Source organism: Streptomyces sp. DS1-CR2 (genome assembly GCF_055760475.1).
In genome coordinates this window covers 5,523,129-5,541,561 of record NZ_CM147085.1, presented here as the reverse complement: position 1 = coordinate 5,541,561, position 18,433 = coordinate 5,523,129, and the positions used below count along the sequence as shown (strand labels likewise).

Genomic DNA, 18,433 nt, shown 5'->3' with positions numbered 1-18,433 from the left:
CGGCGTGGAGCGCCGCGTGACGCGAGGGTGCTGCGGGCGCGTCAGCGTACCGGCGCAGCGCGAAACCGCTCGGCGCGGCTCACTGCCGTGCCGAGCGCGTTCCGTTCAGTAGGCCGTCAGCCCTTGGCGGGCGAGGCCGGGGAGCCGGCGGAGCCAGTCGCGGGGTCCGCGGCGGCGTCCGTCTTCTCCTTGAAGTCGACCTTGCCCATGTGGCGGTTCATCGACTTCATCAGGCCCCAGACGGCGACGGCCATCACCGCGAAGACGATGAAACCGAGGACGCCCGGGGTCACCTTGTTCTCGTCGACCTCCTTGGCGAGGGGGACGAGATGCGTCATTGCCAGGCTTGCGCTTGCGCTCATGTCAGGCATTGTCGCGGATGCCCGCAAAGAGGTCGTCCTCGGGGAGGGAGGTATCGACGAGAGACTTCGCGAGCTCGTACTCCTCGGTCGGCCACACCGCCCGCTGGAGCTCCATCGGGACGCGGAACCAGCCGCCGTCGGGGTCGATCTGCGTGGCGTGCGCGATCAGCGCCTTGTCGCGGATCTCATAGAAGTCGGCGCACGGAATGTGCGTCGTCAGCGTCCGCTCGACCCGCTCGAACTCGTCCCACCGCTTGAGCCACTCCGCGTAGGGCGACTCCAGGCCGCGGTCGAGCATCGCCTGGTGCAGCGCCTCGGTGCGCGGCCGGTTGAAGCCCTGGTTGTAGTAGAGCTTCTGCGGCTGGTAGGCCGCGCCGTACTCGGACTCCGGGTACTTCTCGGTGTCCGCAGCGCCCTCGAAAGCCACCATCGAGATCTTGTGGGTCATGATGTGGTCGGGGTGCGGGTAGCCCCCGTTCTCGTCGTACGTCGTGACGACCTGCGGACGGAACGAGCGGATCTGCCTGACCAGCTCCCCCGCCGCCTTGTCGACGTCCTCGAGCGCGAAGCATCCCTCGGGCAGCGGCGGCAGCGGGTCGCCCTCGGGCAGGCCCGAGTCGACGAAGCCCAGCCACTCCTGGTCGACGCCCAGGATCTCGCGCGCCTCGTCCATCTCCTTCTTGCGTACCTCGTGGATGTGCTCCTCGATGTACGCGTCCCCCTGAAGCTTCGGGTTGAGGATGGAGCCGCGTTCCCCGCCCGTGCAGGTCACGACAAGGACGGCCACCCCCTCGGACACGTACTTGGCCATGGTGGCCGCGCCCTTCGACGACTCGTCGTCGGGGTGGGCGTGAACGGCCATCAGTCGCAGCTGCTCAGTCAAGACAAGATCCTCAGTGAATGACTCGGTGAATAAGGCGCCCTCGGTCATACAGCGCATTGGGCGGCTTCTATAGTGACGGAACCGGGGGGCGGAAAATTCCGGCAGTCTGTCCGGGGCCGGTCCTCGACCCGCCCCGCGCGAGAGGAACGATCATGAGTGCGGTGAGTGAGCAGCTCCCGGACGGCCGCTACGGCCGCTCCCGCTCCGCCGACGAACGAGCGGACCGCACCCTGAAGATCGTCGGCGCCGCGCTCGGCGCCCTGCTCGTCGTCCTGATCGGCTGGTTCGGCTACCACTACGTCTTCGGTACGAAGATCAGCGCCGAGGTCATCACCTTCAAGGCGTCCGACGCGGCGGTCAAGGTGCACCTCGAGGTCCGTAAGGACAGCGACGCCAAGGGTTACTGCACCCTCCGGTCGCAGTCCGCCGACGGCGCCGAGGTGGGCCGCGCGGACTTCCGCTTCGACCAGCGCGAGAGCCGGATCGACAAGGTCGTGACGCTGCGCACCACGGCCCGCGGCACCAGCGCGGAGCTGCTCGGCTGCCACGCGGGGTGACCGCACGGCTGCCACGCGGGGTGACCGCACGGCGGCCGTACGTTCGGCCGTACTGCGGCCGTACGGTTTTCGGCGCCTGACCTGCGGTGACGAATTCTTGATGGCATATGTCCTCCCCCTTCGGCACCTGAATTGTTAGGCTTGTGGTTTCGCCCACCCGTGAAGGCACATGCTTCTGGGTAGGGCGATGCTTTGTATTCCCGGTACCTACGAGGAGCACCTGTGACCCAGACCAGCGAAGACGTCACCTGGCTCACGCAGGAGGCGTACACCAAGCTCAAGGACGAGCTGGAGTACCTGTCTGGTCCCGCGCGCGCCGAGATCACCGTGAAGATCGCGGCAGCACGCGAGGAGGGCGACCTGCGCGAGAACGGCGGGTACCACGCGGCCAAGGAGGAGCAGGGCAAGCAAGAGCTCCGCATCCGCCAGCTGACCCAGCTCCTGGAGAAGGCCAAGGTCGGCGAGGCGCCTGCCGCGGACGGCGTCGCCGCCCCCGGCATGGTCGTCACGATCGCCTTCGACGGCGACGAGGACGACACCATGACGTTCCTGCTCGCCTCGCGTGAGTACGCGAGCGCCGACATCGAGACGTACTCGCCGCAGTCCCCGCTGGGCTCCGGTGTGAACGGCAAGAAGATCGGCGAGGACGCCCAGTACGAGCTGCCGAACGGCAAGCTCGCCTCGGTGAAGATCCTCGCGGCGAAGCCCTACAACGGCTGAGAAGCCGTACAACGGCTAACCGACCGTATGGCGAAGGCCCCCGGCGCGTGCGCCGGGGGCCTTCGCGTGGTCGCGCTCGGGGCCGTAGCCGTCAGTCGTGGCCGTCAGGCCGTCGCGTTGCGGTACTTGCGGACCGAGAGCGTCCGGAAGACGACGATGATCACGACGGACCAGAGCAGCGAGGCCCACACGGGGTGCTGCATGGGCCAGGCGGGGGAGTCGGCGACGCCCGGGTTGCCGAACAGTTCGCGGCAGGCCTGCACCGTGGCGCTGAACGGGTTCCAGTCGGCGATGTGGCGCAGCCAGGGCGTCATCTGGCTGGAGTCCACGAACGCGTTCGAGATGAACGTCACCGGGAAGAGCCAGACCAGCCCGCCCGACGTGGCCGCCTCGGGGGTGCGTACGGACAGGCCGATGAGGGCGCCGATCCACGTGAACGCGTATCCGAGGAGGAGCAGCAGGCCGAAGGCGCCGAGGGCCTTCGGGACGCCCTCGTGGATGCGCCAGCCCACCAGGAGCGCGACGGTCGCGAGGACGAGCAGGGTCAGGGCCGTCTGCACGAGGTCCGCGAGGGTGCGTCCGGTGAGGACGGCGCCACGGGACATCGGCAGCGACCTGAAGCGGTCGATGAGGCCCTTGTGCATGTCGTCGGCGATGCCCGCGCCGGCGCCCGCCGTGGCGAACGTGACGGTCTGGGCGAAGATGCCGGCCATCAGGAACTCGCGGTAGACCGCGGGGTCGGTGGTACCCCCGATGTTCATCGAGCCGCCGAACACGTAGCTGAACAGCACCACGAACATGATCGGCTGGATCAGCCCGAAGATGACGACCTCGGGAATCCTGGTCATGCGGATCAGGTTCCTGCGTGCCACGACCAGCGAATCCCTGACCGACTGGCCGATGCCGCCGTTAGGGCGAGGCGCCAGGAGCGGTCGAGTGTCAGATACAGCGCTCACTTCGCCTGCTCCTTCCCGGCGTTGGACCGCCGGATGCCCGAGGTGGAATCTAGCCGAGACGGGCGAACACGATCCGGGATCCGCGTCATCCGGATCAGCTTGCGCTTGGCGACGACGAGGGAGTCCCTGGCGGACTGCACGGGGCCGCCCGCGGGGCGGGGGGCGAGGGTCTGGGTGACGGCACTCACTTGACGGCCTCCTGCTTCCGCTGGGACTGCCTGGCGGCGCCTGCCCCCGAGCCGTTCTCGTCCTCCTTCTCCTCGGCCACGTGGCCGGTCAGGGAGATGAAGACGTCGTCGAGCGTGGGCCGGCGCAGACCGATGTCGTCGATCTCGATGCCGCGGGTGTCCAGCTCCCTGATGACCTCGGCGAGGAGCTTGGCGCCGCCGGAGACGGGGACGGTGAGCTTGCGGGTGTGCTGCTCGACGGTGGTCTCGCCCTTGCCGAACCCGGCGAGGACCTCGGCGGCGGGTGTCATGTGCTCCCGCTCGTGGACCACGAGCTCGACCCGCTCGCCGCCGGTCTGGGCCTTGAGCTGGTCGGACGTGCCGCGCGCGATGACGCGGCCGTGGTCGATCACGCAGATGTCGTGCGCCAGGTGGTCGGCCTCTTCGAGGTACTGGGTGGTGAGCAGCAGTGTCGTGCCGCCGGCGACCAGCTCCTGGATGACCTCCCACAGCTGCAGCCTGTTGCGCGGGTCGAGTCCCGTCGTCGGCTCGTCCATGAACATCACGGGCGGTGAGACGACGAGTGCGGCGGCCAGGTCGAGTCGGCGGCGCATGCCTCCGGAGTACGTCTTCGAGGTCCGGTCGGCGGCGTCGGCGAGGTTGAACCGCTCGAGCAGCTCGGACGCGCGCGCCTTCGCCTCCTTGGCCTTCATCTGGTACAACTGGCCGACCATTTGCAGGTTTTCACGACCCGTCAGATACTCGTCGACCGCGGCGAACTGGCCGGAGAGTCCGATCGAGCGCCGCACCTCGTTCGGATGCTTGAGAACGTCGATGCCCGCGACGACGGCCTTGCCGCTGTCCGGTGTGAGCAGCGTCGTCAGACAGCGCACGGCAGTGGTCTTCCCCGCCCCGTTCGGACCGAGCAGGCCGAGGACCGTGCCCTCCGGGACATCGAGATCGACGCCGTCCAGAGCCCTGACGTCGCCGAAGGTCTTCACCAGACCTTCGGCGTAGATGGCGCCTGGCATGTGGCTTCCCCCCATGGGTTGTGGGTGACCTGTTCGGTTGCCTTGCTCAGGAAAGCTTAGGTAGGTCCGTCTGGGCACGCCCGACGGATTGGTGACATGCACCACAAGGTATCGCGATACATCGCGTCTCATCAACTGGTTTTCCGTAATCTCCCGGCTCCGCCGGTCAGTCGATGACGAGGTAACCCGCGTCCCGCAGCGCCGCGCCCACCTCGGCGCAGTGCACCGGCCCCTTCGTCTCCAGGTGCAGCTCGACCTCCGCCTCCGTAAGGCCCAGCCGCGGATCCGTCCGCACATGGCCCACGTCGAGGACGTTGGCGTCGACGCCCGACAGCACCCCGAGCAGCGTGGCCAGGGCGCCCGGCCGGTCCGTCAGACGCAGCCGGAACGACAGATAACGGCCGGCGGCGGCCATGCCGTGGCGCAGGATCCGCTGCATCAGGAGCGGGTCGACGTTGCCGCCCGACAACAGCGCCACGACCGGGCCCTCGAAGGAGTGCGGGTCGCTCAGGAGCGCCGCGACCGGGCTCGCCCCGGCCGGTTCGACGACCAGCTTGGCCCGCTCCAGGCAGAGCAGCAGCGCGCTCGACAGCTCGTCCTCGGAGACCGTACGGACCTCGTCGACCAGCTCCTGGACCAGCTGGAACGGCACGTCACCGGGTCGCCCCACCTTGATGCCGTCGGCCATCGTCGCCGGATACGGGATCGACACCGGCCGCCCGGCCTCCAGTGAGGGCGGGTACGCCGCCGCGCCCGCCGCCTGCACGCCGATCACCTTCACATCGGGGCGCACCGCCTTGACCGCCACCGCGACGCCCGCGGCGAGCCCGCCGCCCCCGATGCCCACGACGATCGTGCGCACCTCGGGGCACTGCTCCAGGATTTCGAGGCCGACCGTGCCCTGTCCGGCGATGATGTCCGGGTGGTCGAAGGGGTGGATGAACACGGCGCCCGTCTCGCGCGCGTACTCCTGCGCCGCCGCCAGCGTCTCGTCGACGACCTGCCCGTGCAGCCGCACCTCCGCGCCGTAGTCACGGGTCGCCGCGACCTTCGGCAGGGGCGCGCCGACCGGCATGAAGACCGTGGAGCGTACGCCGAGGAGAGAAGACGCGTGCGCTACACCCTGCGCATGGTTTCCGGCACTCGCGGCGACCACGCCCGCGGCGCGCTCCTCGGGAAGCAGGCCCGCGATCCTGACGTAAGCGCCGCGCAGTTTGAAGGAGCCGGTCCGCTGGAGGTTCTCGCACTTGAGGTGCACCGGCGCCCCGACCAGCCCCGAGAGATACCGGCTGCCCTCCATCGCCGTCATCCGCGCGACCCCCGAGAGCATCTTCTGCGCGCCGCGCACATCGTCCAGGGTCACCGTCGGCAAGGAGTCAGCCGTGCTGTAGCTCATGACGGCAAGTCTCGCAGCTCACGCCGTACGGCTCCTGGTATGACCACGCTCCGAGACTGGTTTGCGCAGCGTCGGTACGACCCGCCTTCCGGCCGCGTACCCTGTCCCCCAACCCACCACCCCCGCATGAAGTGAGCCCCCGGCCATGCCCACACCACCGGAAACGATGGACATGACGACCGCCGGCGACACCGGCCTCCTCGAAACGCTCCAGCACGAGGTGGCGGTCTTCGCCCGCCGTGCCGAACAGACCCGGCTCGGCGGGGTCGGGCAGGTGCGCAACTCGATGGACCGAGCCGCGTATCTGCTGCTCAACCGCCTGGACAAGGAAGGCCCGATGGGCGTCAAGGCGCTCGCCGCGAGCATGGGCATCGACTCGTCGACGGTGACGCGTCAGGTCGCGCCGCTCGTCGACACGGGCCTCGTCAAGCGGACGTCCCACCCGGAGGACGGACGCGCGGTCGTCCTCCAGCTGTCGCCGCGCGGCCTCGCCCGGCTCGACGAGGTCCGCACGTCCAGGCAGTCCCTGATGGCCGAGCTGACGCAGGAGTGGACCCCGCAGGAGCGCGAACAGTTCTGCACGCTCCTCACGCGCTTCAACACCGCGCTGTCCGCGCGGCAGGCGGGCCAGCCCGCCCCCTCGGGGGAAGCCGCTCCCGGCTCTTGACCCCGGGCCCGCACCTGCCCTCATATGAGACCGGGCCCCTGTCGCACGCGGCCGGGGCCCGTCCCGTCCCAGCGACCGGCCGCCGAGCGGCCCGGCTGGAGGTGCGGTGCGAGAACGGCGCGCGTTCCAGGACGCCCGCCGGGCCCGGGAGTTCGAGTCGTTCGTCGCGGGCGCGGCAGGGCGGCTGCTCCATGCCGCGACCCTGCTCACCACGGAGCCGGCCGACGGCAACCCGCGCGCGCGGAAGCTGCTCGTCGCGGCGCTCGCGCAGACGTACGCCTCCTGGGACCGGCTGCGCGGCGAGGACCCCTACGACCGCGCCCGCAAGGAACTCGCCCTGCGCTTCGCCCGCGCGGCCTGGCACCAGCACCGCGGGTACGGCGGCGTACTGCGCCACCTCGGACCGCAGGCTCGGCTGATCCTGGTGCTGCGCGTCTACGAGGGGGTCGGCGAGGAGCAGGTGGCCGCGCTGCTCGGGCTCCCCATGGAGCGCGTACACGTGATCCACGCGCGCGCCATGGCGCTCGTCCTGCACCCGCCGCGCGGGCCCGCCCCGGCCCTCGAGGACGCGCCGTCCCTGGAGGAGGTGCCGTCATGAACGCACAGGCTCACAGGGAACGCGAGGTCCGCGCGGTCCTGGAGGCCGCTCAGGGAGCGCTGCCGCCCGGGATCCACACCGAGGCGGTGCGCCGGGGCGGGCGGATCCTGCGCCGCAGGAGAGTGCTGCGCCGCCTGATGTGGCACGCGCTGTGCCTGGCGATGACCGCGTTCTTCGTATGGGCCCTGCTGGCCAGGCCCTGGGTGGAGCCGCCGTCCGGGACGACTCCACCCCTCACGGGCTGGTGACCTCACGCGCTGGTGACCGCGCACCTCATCGCGACGGCCGCCCTCGGTGTCAGCCGAGCGCCTGCTGGAGGTCGGCAAGCAGGTCGTCGGCCGACTCGATGCCCACGGAGAGACGTACGAGATCGCTGGGCACCTCGAGCGCCGAGCCCGCGACCGAGGCGTGCGTCATGCGTCCCGGGTGCTCGATCAGGGACTCCACACCGCCCAGGGACTCGCCCAGGGTGAACAGCTTCGCCCGGTCGCAGACCGCGACCGCGGCCTCCTCGCCGCCCTCGACCTGGAACGACACCATGCCGCCGAACGCCTTCATCTGCTTGGCGGCGACCTCGTGACCAGGGTGCTCCGGAAGGCCCGGGTACAGAACACGCGTCACGCGCGCGTGCCGGGACAGCATGTCGGCGACCTTCGTCGCGTTCTCACTGTGCCGGTCCATGCGCACGGGCAGCGTCTTGATGCCGCGCAGCACCAGCCACGCGTCCATCGGCCCTGCGACGGCGCCCATCGCGTTCTGGTGGTACGCCAGCTCCTCGCCGAGCGCCGGGTCGGCGACGACCAGCGCACCGCCGACGACGTCCGAGTGACCGCCCATGTACTTCGTCAGGGAGTGCACGACGACGTCGGCGCCGAGCGCCAGCGGCTGCTGGAGGTACGGGCTCGCGAAGGTGTTGTCGACGACGAGCCGCGCCCCCGCCTCCCGCGCGACCTGCGCGACGGCGGCGATGTCCGTGATCCCGAGCAGCGGGTTGGACGGCGTCTCGACCCAGATGACCTTGGTCTTCGGCGTGAGCGCCGCGCGCACGGAGGCCGGGTCGCTGGTGTCGGCGACCGACCACTCCACGCCCCACCGCGTGACGACCTTCGCGAACAGACGGAACGTGCCGCCGTACGCGTCGTTCGGGATGACCACGTGGTCGCCGGGGCTGAGCAGCGTACGGAGAAGGCAGTCCTCGGCGGCGAGCCCGGAGGCGAACGCGAGGCCGCGGCGGCCGCCTTCGAGGGCGGCGAGGTTCTCCTCCAGGGCGGTCCTGGTCGGGTTGGCGCTGCGGCTGTACTCGTAGCCACCGCGCAGCCCGCCCACGCCGTCCTGCTTGTACGTGGAGACCTGGTAGATCGGGGGGACAACGGCGCCCGTCAGGGGGTCGGCCGTGTTGCCCGCGTGAATGGCCACGGTCTCGAACCCGTGACCGCCGTGGGCGTTCTGGCTGTTGTGCGTGTCGCTCATGCGGCCAGAGCGTAGTGCGCGCACGGGCCGCGCGGCTGCCCTACCGGGCCTCATTCGCCAATTGTCCGACCCTTCTGGTTCGCTTGTACGCATGGGAATTCTCTGGGTCCTGATGGCAGTGGTCATGTTGGGGGCGGTGCTGGGCCCGTACGTGCTGCGCAGGCGCGGCGGGATACGCCAGGTCGCGCCCGGTTCACCGGACGCGGCGGACCCCGCGGAGTACGGCTTCATGCGCCAGGAGGACCTGGACGTGCGGCTCCCGGGCCCCGACCAGGACCTGCTGAACGTGATGTCGGTGGTCCAGCGCAACCAGGACTTCACCGCCGCCAAGCAGCTCCTCGCCGGCACGGGCAAGGAGAGCGAGCAGCGCTGGGAGCGGGTGCAGGCGATCGCCGGCGCCGCCGCCCTGGAGCTCGCGCAGACGCCGCGGCTCGGTGCCGGGTGGCTCCACGCGTGGCGTGCCCAGGACCCCAAGGACGCGGGCGGGGCGCAGGTTTTCGCGGAGTTCCTCGTCCAGCAGGCCTGGCGGAACGCGGGCGGTGAAGCGCAGGCCGACGAGCGGCGGATCATCCTGGAGGAGGCCAGGTCGGCCTGCGAGGACGCGGCGCTCCTGGCCCCCGGCGACCCGGTCCCCCACATCACACATCTCGCCGTGGCCCGCGGCCTCGGGTACTCCCAGCACGACTTCGAGCAGCTCTGGCTCAAGATCCTCGACACGGCGCCGGGCCACATGGGCGCCCACCTGGCGGGCCTGCGGTACTGGTGCGAGAAGTGGCACGGCTCGCGCGAGCTCGCCTTCTCCTTCGCCGAGGCCGCCGCCGCGCGCGCCCCGCGCGGCTCACTCCTCGCCGCGCTCCCCCTCTTCGCACTCTACGAGCACCTGCCCGACGTCAATCTGGTGCGCAGCTTCTACCAGAGCGAGGTCGTCACCAAGTCGATCCACGGCGCGCTCTTCGCCGTCCAGGCCGCCCGCCCGGACGACCCGATGCTCGCCCACGTCCGCCACCTCCTGGTGTTCTTCCTGGTCCGCTGCGAGCGCTGGGCCGAGGCGATGGAGCAGCTGCTCCACGTCGACGGCCACGTCGGCGCGCTCCCGTGGACGACGGGCTCGGACCCGGCGGCGGAGTACGCGGTGTACCGGGCGCTCGCGGTCGCGGGCTACGAGGCGAACGGCGGGAGCCCGGCGACGCTGCGCCACTGACCACCCCGAGCGGCCCGGAATTCCGGGCCGCTCGCCCGACGCAGGGCTTCCGTCAGGGCAACGACGTCGGCGGTCACCCCTCCGCGCGGGCCGGCAGCCGCCATCCCGGGCGCGGGAAGTGGCAGGTGTAGCCGTCCGGGTAACGCTCCAGGTAGTCCTGGTGCTCGGGTTCGGCCTCCCAGAAGGGGCCCACCGGCTCTACCTCGGTGACGACCTTGCCGGGCCACAGTCCGGAGGCGTCCACGTCCGCGATCGTGTCCTCGGCGATCCGCTTCTGCTCGTCGTCCACGTAGTAGATCGCCGAGCGGTAGCTGACGCCGATGTCGTTGCCCTGACGGTTCTCCGTGCTCGGGTCGTGGATCTGGAAGAAGAACTCCAGGATCGCGCGGAAATCGGTCTTCGCAGGGTCGAAAAGGATCTCAATGCCCTCCGCGTGCGTTCCGTGGTTACGGTACGTCGCGTTCGGCACGTCACCCCCGGTGTATCCGACCCGGGTCGCCGTCACGCCCGGGAGCCGGCGGATCAGGTCCTGCATCCCCCAGAAGCATCCACCCGCCAGCACGGCCCTCTGCGTCTGCCCAGCCATCGTGGTCCCTCCAACATCTGTCAGCTCGGTTACTCGGCTCGCACACCCATCCCACGGCCACTGTCCTCAACGTGTGAGGGTTCCCAGCGATTCCGCGCCCGATCGGCGTGGCGAAGGACGAGGGCTGAGGGCCCGCAGCGTCGCCCACGCCGCGATGACCCCGCCGACGGCCGCCGCCACGACTGCCCCGACGACCCCGATGACCGCAACCCACATCGCGCTCCCCGCCCCCACTCCCCAACTACCCGTCCCCGCACGTCGGATGCCCGTACGCCCGGCGGCCGTCACAGCCGCTCTCGCAGCGTAAGAGCAACCACTGACAACGGGATCCTCGTACGCGAGTGTCCGAGGGGGCGTCCTCAGGCCGCGAGGCGTACCTCGCCCTGGCGCGGGGCGGCCCGGCGGACGGTGTGGCCGGCGGGCGCAGTCGCGAGGCGGAGCAGTTCGGACCGGCCGAGGGCCAGGACGTCGGCGAGGCCGAGGCCCAGGGCGTGGGCCGCGGCCGCCAGGACCTCGGACGACGCCTCCTTGAGGCCGCGCTCGATCTCGGAGAGGTACGGGAGGGAGATCCGGGCCGCGTCGGCGACGTCCTTCAGCGTGCGTTCCTGGGCGAGACGCTCGCGGCGCAGGACATCACCCACGATGTCGCGCCAGAGTGGCTCCTTGGGCGGCGCCCCGGCGGGCTCCGCCGGGGCGGGGCGAAGGTCCGGGCGCAGGTCCGGGCGCAGAGGGATGACGCGGGCCTGGTTCGACGCGTGGCTGCTCACGGGTTCAGCGTAGGAGCGGCGCACGCCGTGCGGCACATCGTTCTGCCCGCGGCAGAAAACGATGCCCCCACGTCATACGCCCCGCCTCATACGCCCCGTCCCGCCTCCGCCCGCATCCGCGCGGCCGTACTCGACGGGTCGTAGCCCTCCGGAACCCCCTCCACGAAGATCACCTCGCCGTCCAGGTTCCGCGTCCGCAGCGGGATGAGCTCCTGGTAGGCGTCGGAGTCGTACCAGCCGTGGGCCGCGGCCTTGTCAGGGAACGAGATGACGACGACGCCCCCCGGCCACGAGCCCTCGACCTCCTCCAGCTGCGCGCCGTGCACGAGGAAGCGGCCGCCGAACGGGTCGAGGGTCGACTGGATGCGCTCCATGTAGTCGAAGACCTCTTCGTTCGGCACGGTGGTGTTGCGCAGGGCGGCGATGGCGTAGGCGGTCATGGGGTCCTCCCCAGCAGGATCGGTTCGATGACTCGATCCTGCCGGGGGACGGACGGACCGTCGATTACGCCTCAGGTAATGCCCTGGGCAGTGCCCCGGACAAAGCCTCGGACAGGGCCCGCAGGATCAGATCGTCGCCGTGTCGATCACGAACCGGTACCGCACGTCGCTCGCGAGCACGCGCTCGTACGCCTCGTTGATCTGGCTCGCCTCGATCAGCTCGATCTCGGCGCCCAGGCCGTGCTCGGCGCAGAAGTCGAGCATCTCCTGGGTCTCCTGGATGCCGCCGATGCCGGAGCCGGAGAGGGACTTGCGGCCCGCGATCACGGAGAACAGGTTGAGGGAGATGGGCTCCTCGGGGGCGCCCACGTTCACCAGGGCGCCGTCCGTCTTCAGGAGCGAGAGGAACGCGCCGAAGTCGAGCGGGGCCGAGACCGTCGAAAGGATGATGTCGAAGGTGCCGGCCAGCTCCTCGAAGGTCTTCGGGTCGCTGGTCGCGTAGTAGTGGTCGGCGCCCAGCTTGAGGCCGTCCTCCCGCTTGCGCAGGGACTGCGACAGGACGGTCACCTCGGCGCCGAGCGCGTGCGCGATCTTGACGCCCATGTGGCCGAGGCCGCCCATGCCGAGGACAGCGACCTTCTTGCCGGGGCCCGCGTTCCAGTGCTTGAGCGGGGAGTACGTGGTGATGCCCGCGCACAGCAGCGGCGCGGCCTCGTCGAGGGCGAGGCCCTCGGGGATGCCGACGGTGTAGTTCTCGTCGACGACGATGTGGGTGGAGTAGCCGCCGTAGGTGGGCTCGCCGTTCTTGTCGAGGGCGTTGTACGTGCCGACGTTGCCCTTCGCGCAGTACTGCTCGAGGCCCGCCTTGCAGTTGTCGCACTCGCGGCAGGAGTCGACCATGCAGCCGACGCCGACGCGGTCACCGACGGCGAACTTGGTGACGCCGGGTCCCACCTCGGTGACGATGCCGGCGATCTCGTGGCCGGGGACCATCGGGAAGATGCCCTCACCCCAGCCGTCGCGGGCCTGGTGGATGTCGGAGTGGCAGATGCCGGCGAACTTGATGTCGATCAGGACGTCGGACTCGCCCACCGGGCGGCGCGGAATGGTGGTGCGCTCCAGCGGGGCCTTTGCGGAGAGTGCGGCGTAGGCGCTGACGGTGGTGATCTCTGAGGTCATGCGTCAAGCCTGCCCCAGCCGGAGGCATCCTCCGAGCTCAGGGCCTTGCCCCGCTTTGCGTACGCCCACTGGTCCTACTACTGGCGGGGTCAGGATCACCTTCGTACGACTGTGGCGGCCCGGCGATACTTGAGGCATGGACGATGACGGGATTCGCGCCACCCCGGCCGCCGGCGAGCCGCTGGACCGGCGTGCCGAGCTGAGCGAGTTCCTGCGCACCCGGCGGGCCCGGCTGAAGCCGCAGGACGTGGGGCTGCCGGACTTCGGGCGGCACCGCCGCGTGCCGGGCCTGCGCCGCGAGGAGCTGGCGCAGCTGGCCGGTGTGTCGGTGGCGTACTACACGCGTCTGGAGCAGGGGAACGGGCGGAACGTGTCGGCGGAGGTGCTCGACGCGATCGCGCGCGCCCTGCGCCTCACGGACGCGGAGCACGCGCATCTGACGCATCTCGCGAAGCCGAAACAGCACAAGAAGAAGCGGGCCTCGCGGGAGCAGCAGCAGGTGCGCGGGGCGCTGCGGCATCTGCTCGACAGCCTGGAGGGCGTGCCCGCGTACGTGTCCGGCCGCCGCTCCGAGGTGCTCGCCTGGAACCGGATGGCCGCGGCCGTCTTCGGCGACTGGAGCGAGCTGCCGCCGCGGGAGCGGAACTGGGCGCGGATGGTGTTCCTCGCCCCGGCCTACCGCGACCTGTTCGTGGAGTGGGATGCGAAGGCGTCCGACATGGTCAGCTATCTGCGGCTGTACGCGGGCTGCCACCCGGACGACCCGGAGCTGTCGGCGCTGGTGGGTGAACTCTCCGTCAAGAGCGAGGAGTTCAGGCGGCTGTGGGCGACGCACGACGTCAAGGAGAAGAGCCACGGCGTGAAGCGGCTGCGGCATCCGCTGGTGGGTGAGCTGAGCCTGAGTTACGAGACCATGAACCTGCCCGACGACGACGAGCAGTATCTCGTGGTCTACCACGCGGAGCCGGGCTCCCCGTCGGCCGAGGCGCTGCGCCTCCTCGCGAGCTGGGGCACGGACGCGGTCCGGGCGGGCCTGGGCGAGAATCTCGGTATCCACCCCGACCGCTGACGAAAGGCCCACCCGCACCCGTATCGCAAGGTCCTACTGCTGACAGGGCCGCGCCGCCCCCCAGTTCCACAGCGGTACGGGCTGCTCGGCGGGCCGGGCCGCGTCGGGGCCGGAGAAGTGGACGGCGAGCCGGGTGCCCCACTCGATGTAGGCGCTGAACGCGGAGCGGAACTCGGCGTCGGCCGGCAGGTCCGCCTCGTCCGCCGCGTCCTGCATCAGGTTGACCCAGCGGCGGCGCTGCGGCTCCGTGATGTGCTTGCCGACGTGCTTGGCGACCATGTGGCTGTGGCCGCCCTGCTGTTCGGAGTAGGTGGCGGGCCCGCCGAAGACCTCGCCGATCCACAGGGCCACGTGCCCGGCGTGCTCGGGCGGGAGGTCCGCGAAGAGGGGGCCGAGGAGGTCGTCCTTGAGGACCTTGGCGTAGAAGACGTCGGTGAGCCGCGCGAAGGCGTCGGCGCCGCCGGCCCAGTCGTACAGGCTCGGGACGGACGCGCCGGTGCCGCGCACCGATGTGGGCTTGTAGTGGCGCATCTCGTCGATGTTCCCGACGTACGGCCTGATCTCGGCGAGGAAGTCCTGGAAGAGGTCGGACTTGCGGAAGCCCTCGATGTGGTCCTCGGTCGAGGTCCAGGTGATGCGCAGGATGAAGTGCTCGAAGTCCTCCTCGCAGCGCGCCAGTTCGTAGTCGACGCACTGGGGCGCCGCGGCGAGCCGGTCGGCGGCGCGCGTGTAGGCCGCGAGGAACTCGGCGGACTGAGCCTCGGGGATCCGGTAGCGGATGTACTCGACTGTCTGCGTCGTCATGGCAGTCATCACAACACGGGTGGCCCGCCCCGGCCATGAGGTCGGGACGGGCCACCTGGGCTGTCAGCGCTGGGCGTAACGGGCCATGCCCGTCGCTACGCCCGCGGGCGTAGCGCGCCTACGCCACGCCACGCGTCGCGGCTACTTGCCGTAGTACGCGTTGTAGATCGAGATCGTCGACTTGTTGCCCTTCTTGTCGGCGATCTTGGCGTGGAAGGAGACGGCCTTGCCCTTGGCCGGGTTCTTCACGGTGACCTTGCCGTTCTTGACGTCCAGCTTCTTCCACGTCTGGCCGTAGTCGTAGGAGACGTACACGGCCAGCGACTTGAGGTTGCTGCCCGCGGCCGCGCCCTGGACGGTGACGGGGACCGACTGGGTCCTGTCGGCGGGGGCGGTGCTGTCGAGGCCGACGGCCGCGTTGAAGCGGGCCGTGGACAGCGGCAGCCTGGTCGACTCGGCCGACGAGGCCGGCTTCTTCGAGTGGAACGTCCAGCTGGCGTCGACGCGGGTGGAGGCCGCGGCGATCTTGACGCTGCGCTTGATGGACGTCGACAGCTTGTACTCGGCGTCGCCGGAGGTGACCTTGAAGGGCTTCTCGCCGACCAGCGGGTCGTCGTTCTCGCCGACCTTGGTGCTGCCCTTGTAGAGCGTGGTCTTCACGGAGAGGTACTGCGAGTAGCCGGCGTGGGTCTTGCCGTCGGCGTACATCGGCAGGTTGCCGTAGATCTCGTTGCCGTCGCGGAAGACGCCGTAGCCACCGCCGATGCGGGGGCCGAAGACGCCGGTGTTGAACGTCTTCTCGTACGCCTTGCCGCCCTGGAACAACTGGGGTGTGCCGAGCGTGTAGGAGGCCTCCTCGGTCGGGAAGCCGTCGCTGTCCTCGGGGCCGTTCTGCGAGAACTCCAGGCCCCACTTCACCTTGTCGCCGGTGGACAGGTGCAGGGTGCGGGTGCCGGGGAGCTTCTGGTCGACGGCGGCGGACCAGCCACCGGAGCTGGCGGGCAGTATGCCGGTCGCGCCGATGGAGCCGGTCTTGTCCTTGGCTGCTCCGCCGAGGCCGACCTTCACCGTGGCCAGGTCGCTCGCCGTGTAGTGCTTGGTGTAGCCGGTGGCGAGCTTCTTGACGGTGCCGCCGGAGACGGTGTCGTACTCGGTGTCGGCGCCCTTCGTCCACACGCCGGTCCACTGCTGCTGGAGCTTGATGCCGGTCGGCTCCGGGCCGATGCCGGCGGTGCGGAAGTCGGTGTACGAGTCCAGGAGCCAGCCGTAGCTGGACGAGGAGTCAGCGGTGTCGACCGTGAACTCCGGCGCGGCCAGGACACCCTTGGCGGCGGCGTCGGGGACGGTCACGGACACGGGCCTGGTGGTGCGGGCGTCGAGCGTGACCGTCGTGTTCTTGGTGACGTCCAGCTTCGGCTGCACCAGCCAGTCGGCGCCCTTGGAGAAGTCCTCGGGGTCGGCCGCCAGGTACTCGTTCAGGATGTAACTGCCCTTGGGAACACGGACCTTGACGGTCCCCGAGTTCGGATCGTAGGCGTCGAAGTACGCGTCTGTGCCGATGCCGGCCAGGGACGTCTCGTAGCCCTGGGCGTCCTTGCCGTCGCGCCCGATGTGCTTGAGCGTCACGTCGTACGACTCGACCTCGCGCTGCACGGCGGCCGCGGTGCGCACGGACTGGCCGCCGCCCGTCGCCACGACGTACGCGGAGTACGCGCCGTCGACCGTGCCGCCGAGCTTCGTGTTCGCGGTCAGGTCCACGGAGGCGGTGCCGCCCGCGGGGACGGTCACCTTGGCGGCACCGAGCTTGAAGAAGCCGGCCGGGGCGGCCTGGCCCTTGGGGTTGGTGCCGGTGGCCGTCAGGTCGAGGGTGACGTCCTTGTCACCGGTGTTCCTGTACGTCACCTTCTTGGTGATCGCGGTGTCGTCGGTGTGCGGCCACTGAGCGACACCGAGACTCACCGAGACGGGCTCGGCGAACACGGTCTGCTGGATGGCCTTGTCGACCTGGATGCGACCCGAACCCTGCTGGAAAGGCGTGTACTTGCCACCCTTGGCGGAGCCCGTCAGGACGCCCTTGAGCTGGGCGGACTTCCAGTCCGGGTGCTCCTGCTTGAGGATCGCGGCGGCGCCCGCGACGTGCGGGGTCGCCATCGACGTACCGGAGATCGTGAGGTAGCCCGGCGGGTTCTCGCCGACCTCCTTGTCGATGACGCTGCCCGGGGCGGCGGCGGCCGTGATGTCGACGCCGGGGGCGGTGACGTCCGGCTTGACGGCGCCGTCGCCGATGCGCGGGCCACGGCTGGAGAACTCGGCCAGCTTGTCGTTGCCGTCGACCGCGCCGACGGTCAGGGCCGCGTCCGCGCTGCCCGGGGAGCCGACGGTCGAGTCGCCGAACTCGCCCTCGTTGCCCGCGGCGATCGCGAAGAGGATGCCCTTCTCGGCGGACAGCTTATTGACCTCGGCCTCGAGCGGGTCGATCTCGGGGGTGTCGCCGCCGCCGAGGCTGAGGTTGACGACGTCGGCGCCCTGGTCGGCCGCCCACTCCATGCCGGCGAGGATGCCGGAGTCGTCGCCGTAGCCGTCGTCGCTGAGGACCTTGCCGTTGAGGAGCTTGGCTCCGGGGGCTACGCCCTTGAACTTGCCGCCGGACTTGACTCCCGTACCGGCGGCGATGGACGCGACGTGCGTGCCGTGGCCGAAACGGTCCACCGCGTCGGCGGAGGTGGAGAAGTTCTTCTCGGCGACGACCTGGCCCTTGAGGTCGGGGTGGGTCGCGTCGACGCCCGTGTCCAGGACGGCGATCTTGACGCCCTTGCCGTCGTAGCCGGCCGCCCACGCCTTGGGGGCGCCGATCTGCGGGACCGACTTGTCGAGGCTGGCCTTGCGCACGCCGTCGAGCCAGATGCGGCTGATGCCGGAGGCCGCGGAGCCCCGGGAGGTCGTGACGGCGTCCCAGAGGCGGGTGGCGTCCTGCTTGGGCGTGGTGACGGCGTCCGCGTTCAGCGACTTGAGGGTCCTGCGGACCGTGGTGTCACCGGCGTCGCGCACGTCGGCCCGTGCGGCGGTCGCGGTGCCCTTGTAGCCGACGATCACCTTGAGGCCGTGCTTCTGCGCCTTGCGGTTGGCCGACTTGGAGAGCTCGGTGACGTCGAAGAGCCGCTGGTCGAGTTTGCCGCTCGCGACCAGCCGCTGTGCGTCGGCCGGCACTACGAGGGTGTGGCCGGCGACGGTGCGCGTCTGCGCGGGGATGTGCTCGCGGCCCTTGGCATGCTGATAGCCGACCGGCTTCCCCTTCGCGTCGAGGGTGACGCGGTCGCCGGTGATGAGCGTGATGTGCTGGCCGGGCGAGGCCTTCGCCGTCTCGCCGGACTGCGCCGCTGGGGCGGCGGCCACGGCCGGGGTGGTCAGACCCGCGGTGAGGACGACGGCCGCTGCGGCGGCCACGGTCGTGGCGCTCAGTCTCTTCGAGGTTATTCGTGCCTGTCTGTGCAACTTTCCCCCTGATGACGGTAGTTCACCGGTGGGAGACCCGAGCGGACCCCCCTGCAGAGAGATGATGCAGGGGGGTCATCGGTTGTGC

Annotated in this window: 20 protein-coding genes; 7 read left to right on the top strand and 13 right to left on the bottom strand. The window is 70.3% G+C overall.

All coding sequences use genetic code 11. From position 1 onward, the window contains the following. Positions 1-116: 116 nt before the first annotated feature. Both ACY0PA_RS26635 and mca read right to left on the bottom strand, forming a co-directional pair. Positions 117-371: a hypothetical protein gene (locus tag ACY0PA_RS26635; RefSeq protein WP_473080135.1), complete on the bottom strand. Its 255-nt coding sequence runs from the start codon at positions 369-371 to the stop codon at positions 117-119. Next, the gene (gene mca, locus ACY0PA_RS26630) at positions 364-1,224 is read right to left on the bottom strand and encodes a mycothiol conjugate amidase Mca (protein ID WP_473086440.1); all 861 of its coding nucleotides are present in this window, start codon (positions 1,222-1,224) and stop codon (positions 364-366) included. The genes ACY0PA_RS26635 and mca overlap by 8 nt, the downstream gene beginning before the upstream one ends. A 173-nt stretch (positions 1,225-1,397) precedes the next feature. Here mca and ACY0PA_RS26625 point away from each other — a divergent pair, with 173 nt between their 5' ends. Further along, the gene (locus ACY0PA_RS26625; RefSeq protein WP_473080134.1) at positions 1,398-1,802 is read left to right on the top strand and encodes a DUF4307 domain-containing protein; all 405 of its coding nucleotides are present in this window, start codon (positions 1,398-1,400) and stop codon (positions 1,800-1,802) included. Between the two features lie 222 nt (positions 1,803-2,024). Continuing rightward, the gene (greA, locus tag ACY0PA_RS26620; protein ID WP_473080133.1) at positions 2,025-2,522 is read left to right on the top strand and encodes a transcription elongation factor GreA; all 498 of its coding nucleotides are present in this window, start codon (positions 2,025-2,027) and stop codon (positions 2,520-2,522) included. A 104-nt stretch (positions 2,523-2,626) separates the two neighbouring features. On the opposite strand, the gene ACY0PA_RS26615 is transcribed toward greA, so the two are convergent. From ACY0PA_RS26615 to ilvA, 4 genes are all read right to left on the bottom strand, one after another. After that, positions 2,627-3,478 (bottom strand): ABC transporter permease, encoded by an 852-nt coding sequence (locus tag ACY0PA_RS26615; protein WP_473080132.1) that lies wholly within the window; start codon positions 3,476-3,478, stop codon positions 2,627-2,629. Next, positions 3,475-3,666 (bottom strand): hypothetical protein, encoded by a 192-nt coding sequence (locus tag ACY0PA_RS26610; protein WP_473080131.1) that lies wholly within the window; start codon positions 3,664-3,666, stop codon positions 3,475-3,477. The genes ACY0PA_RS26615 and ACY0PA_RS26610 overlap by 4 nt, the downstream gene beginning before the upstream one ends. Then, entirely contained in the window at positions 3,663-4,676 is a 1,014-nt protein-coding gene (locus tag ACY0PA_RS26605; protein ID WP_473080130.1) for an ATP-binding cassette domain-containing protein, read from the bottom strand. The genes ACY0PA_RS26610 and ACY0PA_RS26605 overlap by 4 nt, the downstream gene beginning before the upstream one ends. A gap of 166 nt (positions 4,677-4,842) precedes the next feature. Next, entirely contained in the window at positions 4,843-6,072 is a 1,230-nt protein-coding gene (gene ilvA, locus ACY0PA_RS26600) for a threonine ammonia-lyase (protein WP_473080129.1), read from the bottom strand. Positions 6,073-6,238: 166 nt separating this feature from the next. Between ilvA and ACY0PA_RS26595 the strand changes: the two genes are divergently transcribed. From ACY0PA_RS26595 to ACY0PA_RS26585, 3 genes are all read left to right on the top strand, one after another. After that, complete coding sequence (locus ACY0PA_RS26595) at positions 6,239-6,739, top strand: MarR family winged helix-turn-helix transcriptional regulator (protein ID WP_473086439.1); 501 nt, start codon at positions 6,239-6,241, stop codon at positions 6,737-6,739. A gap of 106 nt (positions 6,740-6,845) precedes the next feature. Continuing rightward, a complete protein-coding gene (locus ACY0PA_RS26590; protein ID WP_473080128.1) occupies positions 6,846-7,337 on the top strand; it encodes a sigma factor-like helix-turn-helix DNA-binding protein in 492 nt (163 codons plus the stop codon). After that, the gene (locus tag ACY0PA_RS26585) at positions 7,334-7,585 is read left to right on the top strand and encodes a hypothetical protein (RefSeq protein WP_473080127.1); all 252 of its coding nucleotides are present in this window, start codon (positions 7,334-7,336) and stop codon (positions 7,583-7,585) included. The genes ACY0PA_RS26590 and ACY0PA_RS26585 overlap by 4 nt, the downstream gene beginning before the upstream one ends. A gap of 49 nt (positions 7,586-7,634) precedes the next feature. On the opposite strand, the gene ACY0PA_RS26580 is transcribed toward ACY0PA_RS26585, so the two are convergent. After that, a complete protein-coding gene (locus ACY0PA_RS26580) occupies positions 7,635-8,807 on the bottom strand; it encodes a cystathionine gamma-synthase (protein WP_473080126.1) in 1,173 nt (390 codons plus the stop codon). Positions 8,808-8,898: 91 nt separating this feature from the next. Between ACY0PA_RS26580 and ACY0PA_RS26575 the strand changes: the two genes are divergently transcribed. After that, positions 8,899-10,008 carry a hypothetical protein gene (locus ACY0PA_RS26575; protein ID WP_473080125.1) on the top strand — a complete coding sequence of 370 codons (1,110 nt, stop codon included), beginning with the start codon at positions 8,899-8,901 and terminating at the stop codon, positions 10,006-10,008. 73 nt (positions 10,009-10,081) lie between these two features. On the opposite strand, the gene msrA is transcribed toward ACY0PA_RS26575, so the two are convergent. The 4 genes from msrA to ACY0PA_RS26555 form a co-directional block, all read right to left on the bottom strand. Next, on the bottom strand, positions 10,082-10,594 hold the full coding sequence (gene msrA / locus ACY0PA_RS26570) for a peptide-methionine (S)-S-oxide reductase MsrA (protein WP_356289563.1): 513 nt from the start codon (positions 10,592-10,594) through the stop codon (positions 10,082-10,084). Between the two features lie 359 nt (positions 10,595-10,953). After that, positions 10,954-11,361: a helix-turn-helix domain-containing protein gene (locus ACY0PA_RS26565; RefSeq protein WP_473080124.1), complete on the bottom strand. Its 408-nt coding sequence runs from the start codon at positions 11,359-11,361 to the stop codon at positions 10,954-10,956. Positions 11,362-11,447: 86 nt separating this feature from the next. Beyond that, positions 11,448-11,801, bottom strand: coding sequence for a DUF1330 domain-containing protein (locus ACY0PA_RS26560; protein WP_473080123.1), 354 nt, complete (start codon positions 11,799-11,801; stop codon positions 11,448-11,450). Positions 11,802-11,927: 126 nt separating this feature from the next. Next, positions 11,928-12,968: an NAD(P)-dependent alcohol dehydrogenase gene (locus ACY0PA_RS26555; RefSeq protein WP_473086438.1), complete on the bottom strand. Its 1,041-nt coding sequence runs from the start codon at positions 12,966-12,968 to the stop codon at positions 11,928-11,930. 148 nt (positions 12,969-13,116) lie between these two features. Between ACY0PA_RS26555 and ACY0PA_RS26550 the strand changes: the two genes are divergently transcribed. After that, on the top strand, positions 13,117-14,049 hold the full coding sequence (locus tag ACY0PA_RS26550) for a helix-turn-helix domain-containing protein (protein ID WP_473080122.1): 933 nt from the start codon (positions 13,117-13,119) through the stop codon (positions 14,047-14,049). A gap of 33 nt (positions 14,050-14,082) precedes the next feature. On the opposite strand, the gene ACY0PA_RS26545 is transcribed toward ACY0PA_RS26550, so the two are convergent. Together ACY0PA_RS26545 and ACY0PA_RS26540 are read right to left on the bottom strand one after the other, a co-directional pair. Further along, a complete protein-coding gene (locus ACY0PA_RS26545; RefSeq protein ID WP_473080121.1) occupies positions 14,083-14,853 on the bottom strand; it encodes a globin domain-containing protein in 771 nt (256 codons plus the stop codon). A gap of 141 nt (positions 14,854-14,994) precedes the next feature. Continuing rightward, positions 14,995-18,297, bottom strand: coding sequence for a S8 family peptidase (locus tag ACY0PA_RS26540; protein WP_473080120.1), 3,303 nt, complete (start codon positions 18,295-18,297; stop codon positions 14,995-14,997). Positions 18,298-18,433: the final 136 nt, after the last annotated feature.

Coding starts and splice junctions, on each gene's coding strand:
- ACY0PA_RS26635 (WP_473080135.1), bottom strand. CDS start 371: ATGCCTGACATGAGCGCAAGCGCAAGCCTGGCAATGACGCATCTCGTC.
- mca (WP_473086440.1), bottom strand. CDS start 1,224: ATGGCCGTTCACGCCCACCCCGACGACGAGTCGTCGAAGGGCGCGGCC.
- ACY0PA_RS26625 (WP_473080134.1), top strand. CDS start 1,398: ATGAGTGCGGTGAGTGAGCAGCTCCCGGACGGCCGCTACGGCCGCTCC.
- ACY0PA_RS26605 (WP_473080130.1), bottom strand. CDS start 4,676: ATGCCAGGCGCCATCTACGCCGAAGGTCTGGTGAAGACCTTCGGCGAC.
- ilvA (WP_473080129.1), bottom strand. CDS start 6,072: ATGAGCTACAGCACGGCTGACTCCTTGCCGACGGTGACCCTGGACGAT.
- ACY0PA_RS26595 (WP_473086439.1), top strand. CDS start 6,239: ATGGACATGACGACCGCCGGCGACACCGGCCTCCTCGAAACGCTCCAG.
- ACY0PA_RS26585 (WP_473080127.1), top strand. CDS start 7,334: ATGAACGCACAGGCTCACAGGGAACGCGAGGTCCGCGCGGTCCTGGAG.
- ACY0PA_RS26580 (WP_473080126.1), bottom strand. CDS start 8,807: ATGAGCGACACGCACAACAGCCAGAACGCCCACGGCGGTCACGGGTTC.
- ACY0PA_RS26575 (WP_473080125.1), top strand. CDS start 8,899: ATGGGAATTCTCTGGGTCCTGATGGCAGTGGTCATGTTGGGGGCGGTG.
- msrA (WP_356289563.1), bottom strand. CDS start 10,594: ATGGCTGGGCAGACGCAGAGGGCCGTGCTGGCGGGTGGATGCTTCTGG.
- ACY0PA_RS26560 (WP_473080123.1), bottom strand. CDS start 11,801: ATGACCGCCTACGCCATCGCCGCCCTGCGCAACACCACCGTGCCGAAC.
- ACY0PA_RS26550 (WP_473080122.1), top strand. CDS start 13,117: ATGGACGATGACGGGATTCGCGCCACCCCGGCCGCCGGCGAGCCGCTG.
- ACY0PA_RS26545 (WP_473080121.1), bottom strand. CDS start 14,853: ATGACGACGCAGACAGTCGAGTACATCCGCTACCGGATCCCCGAGGCT.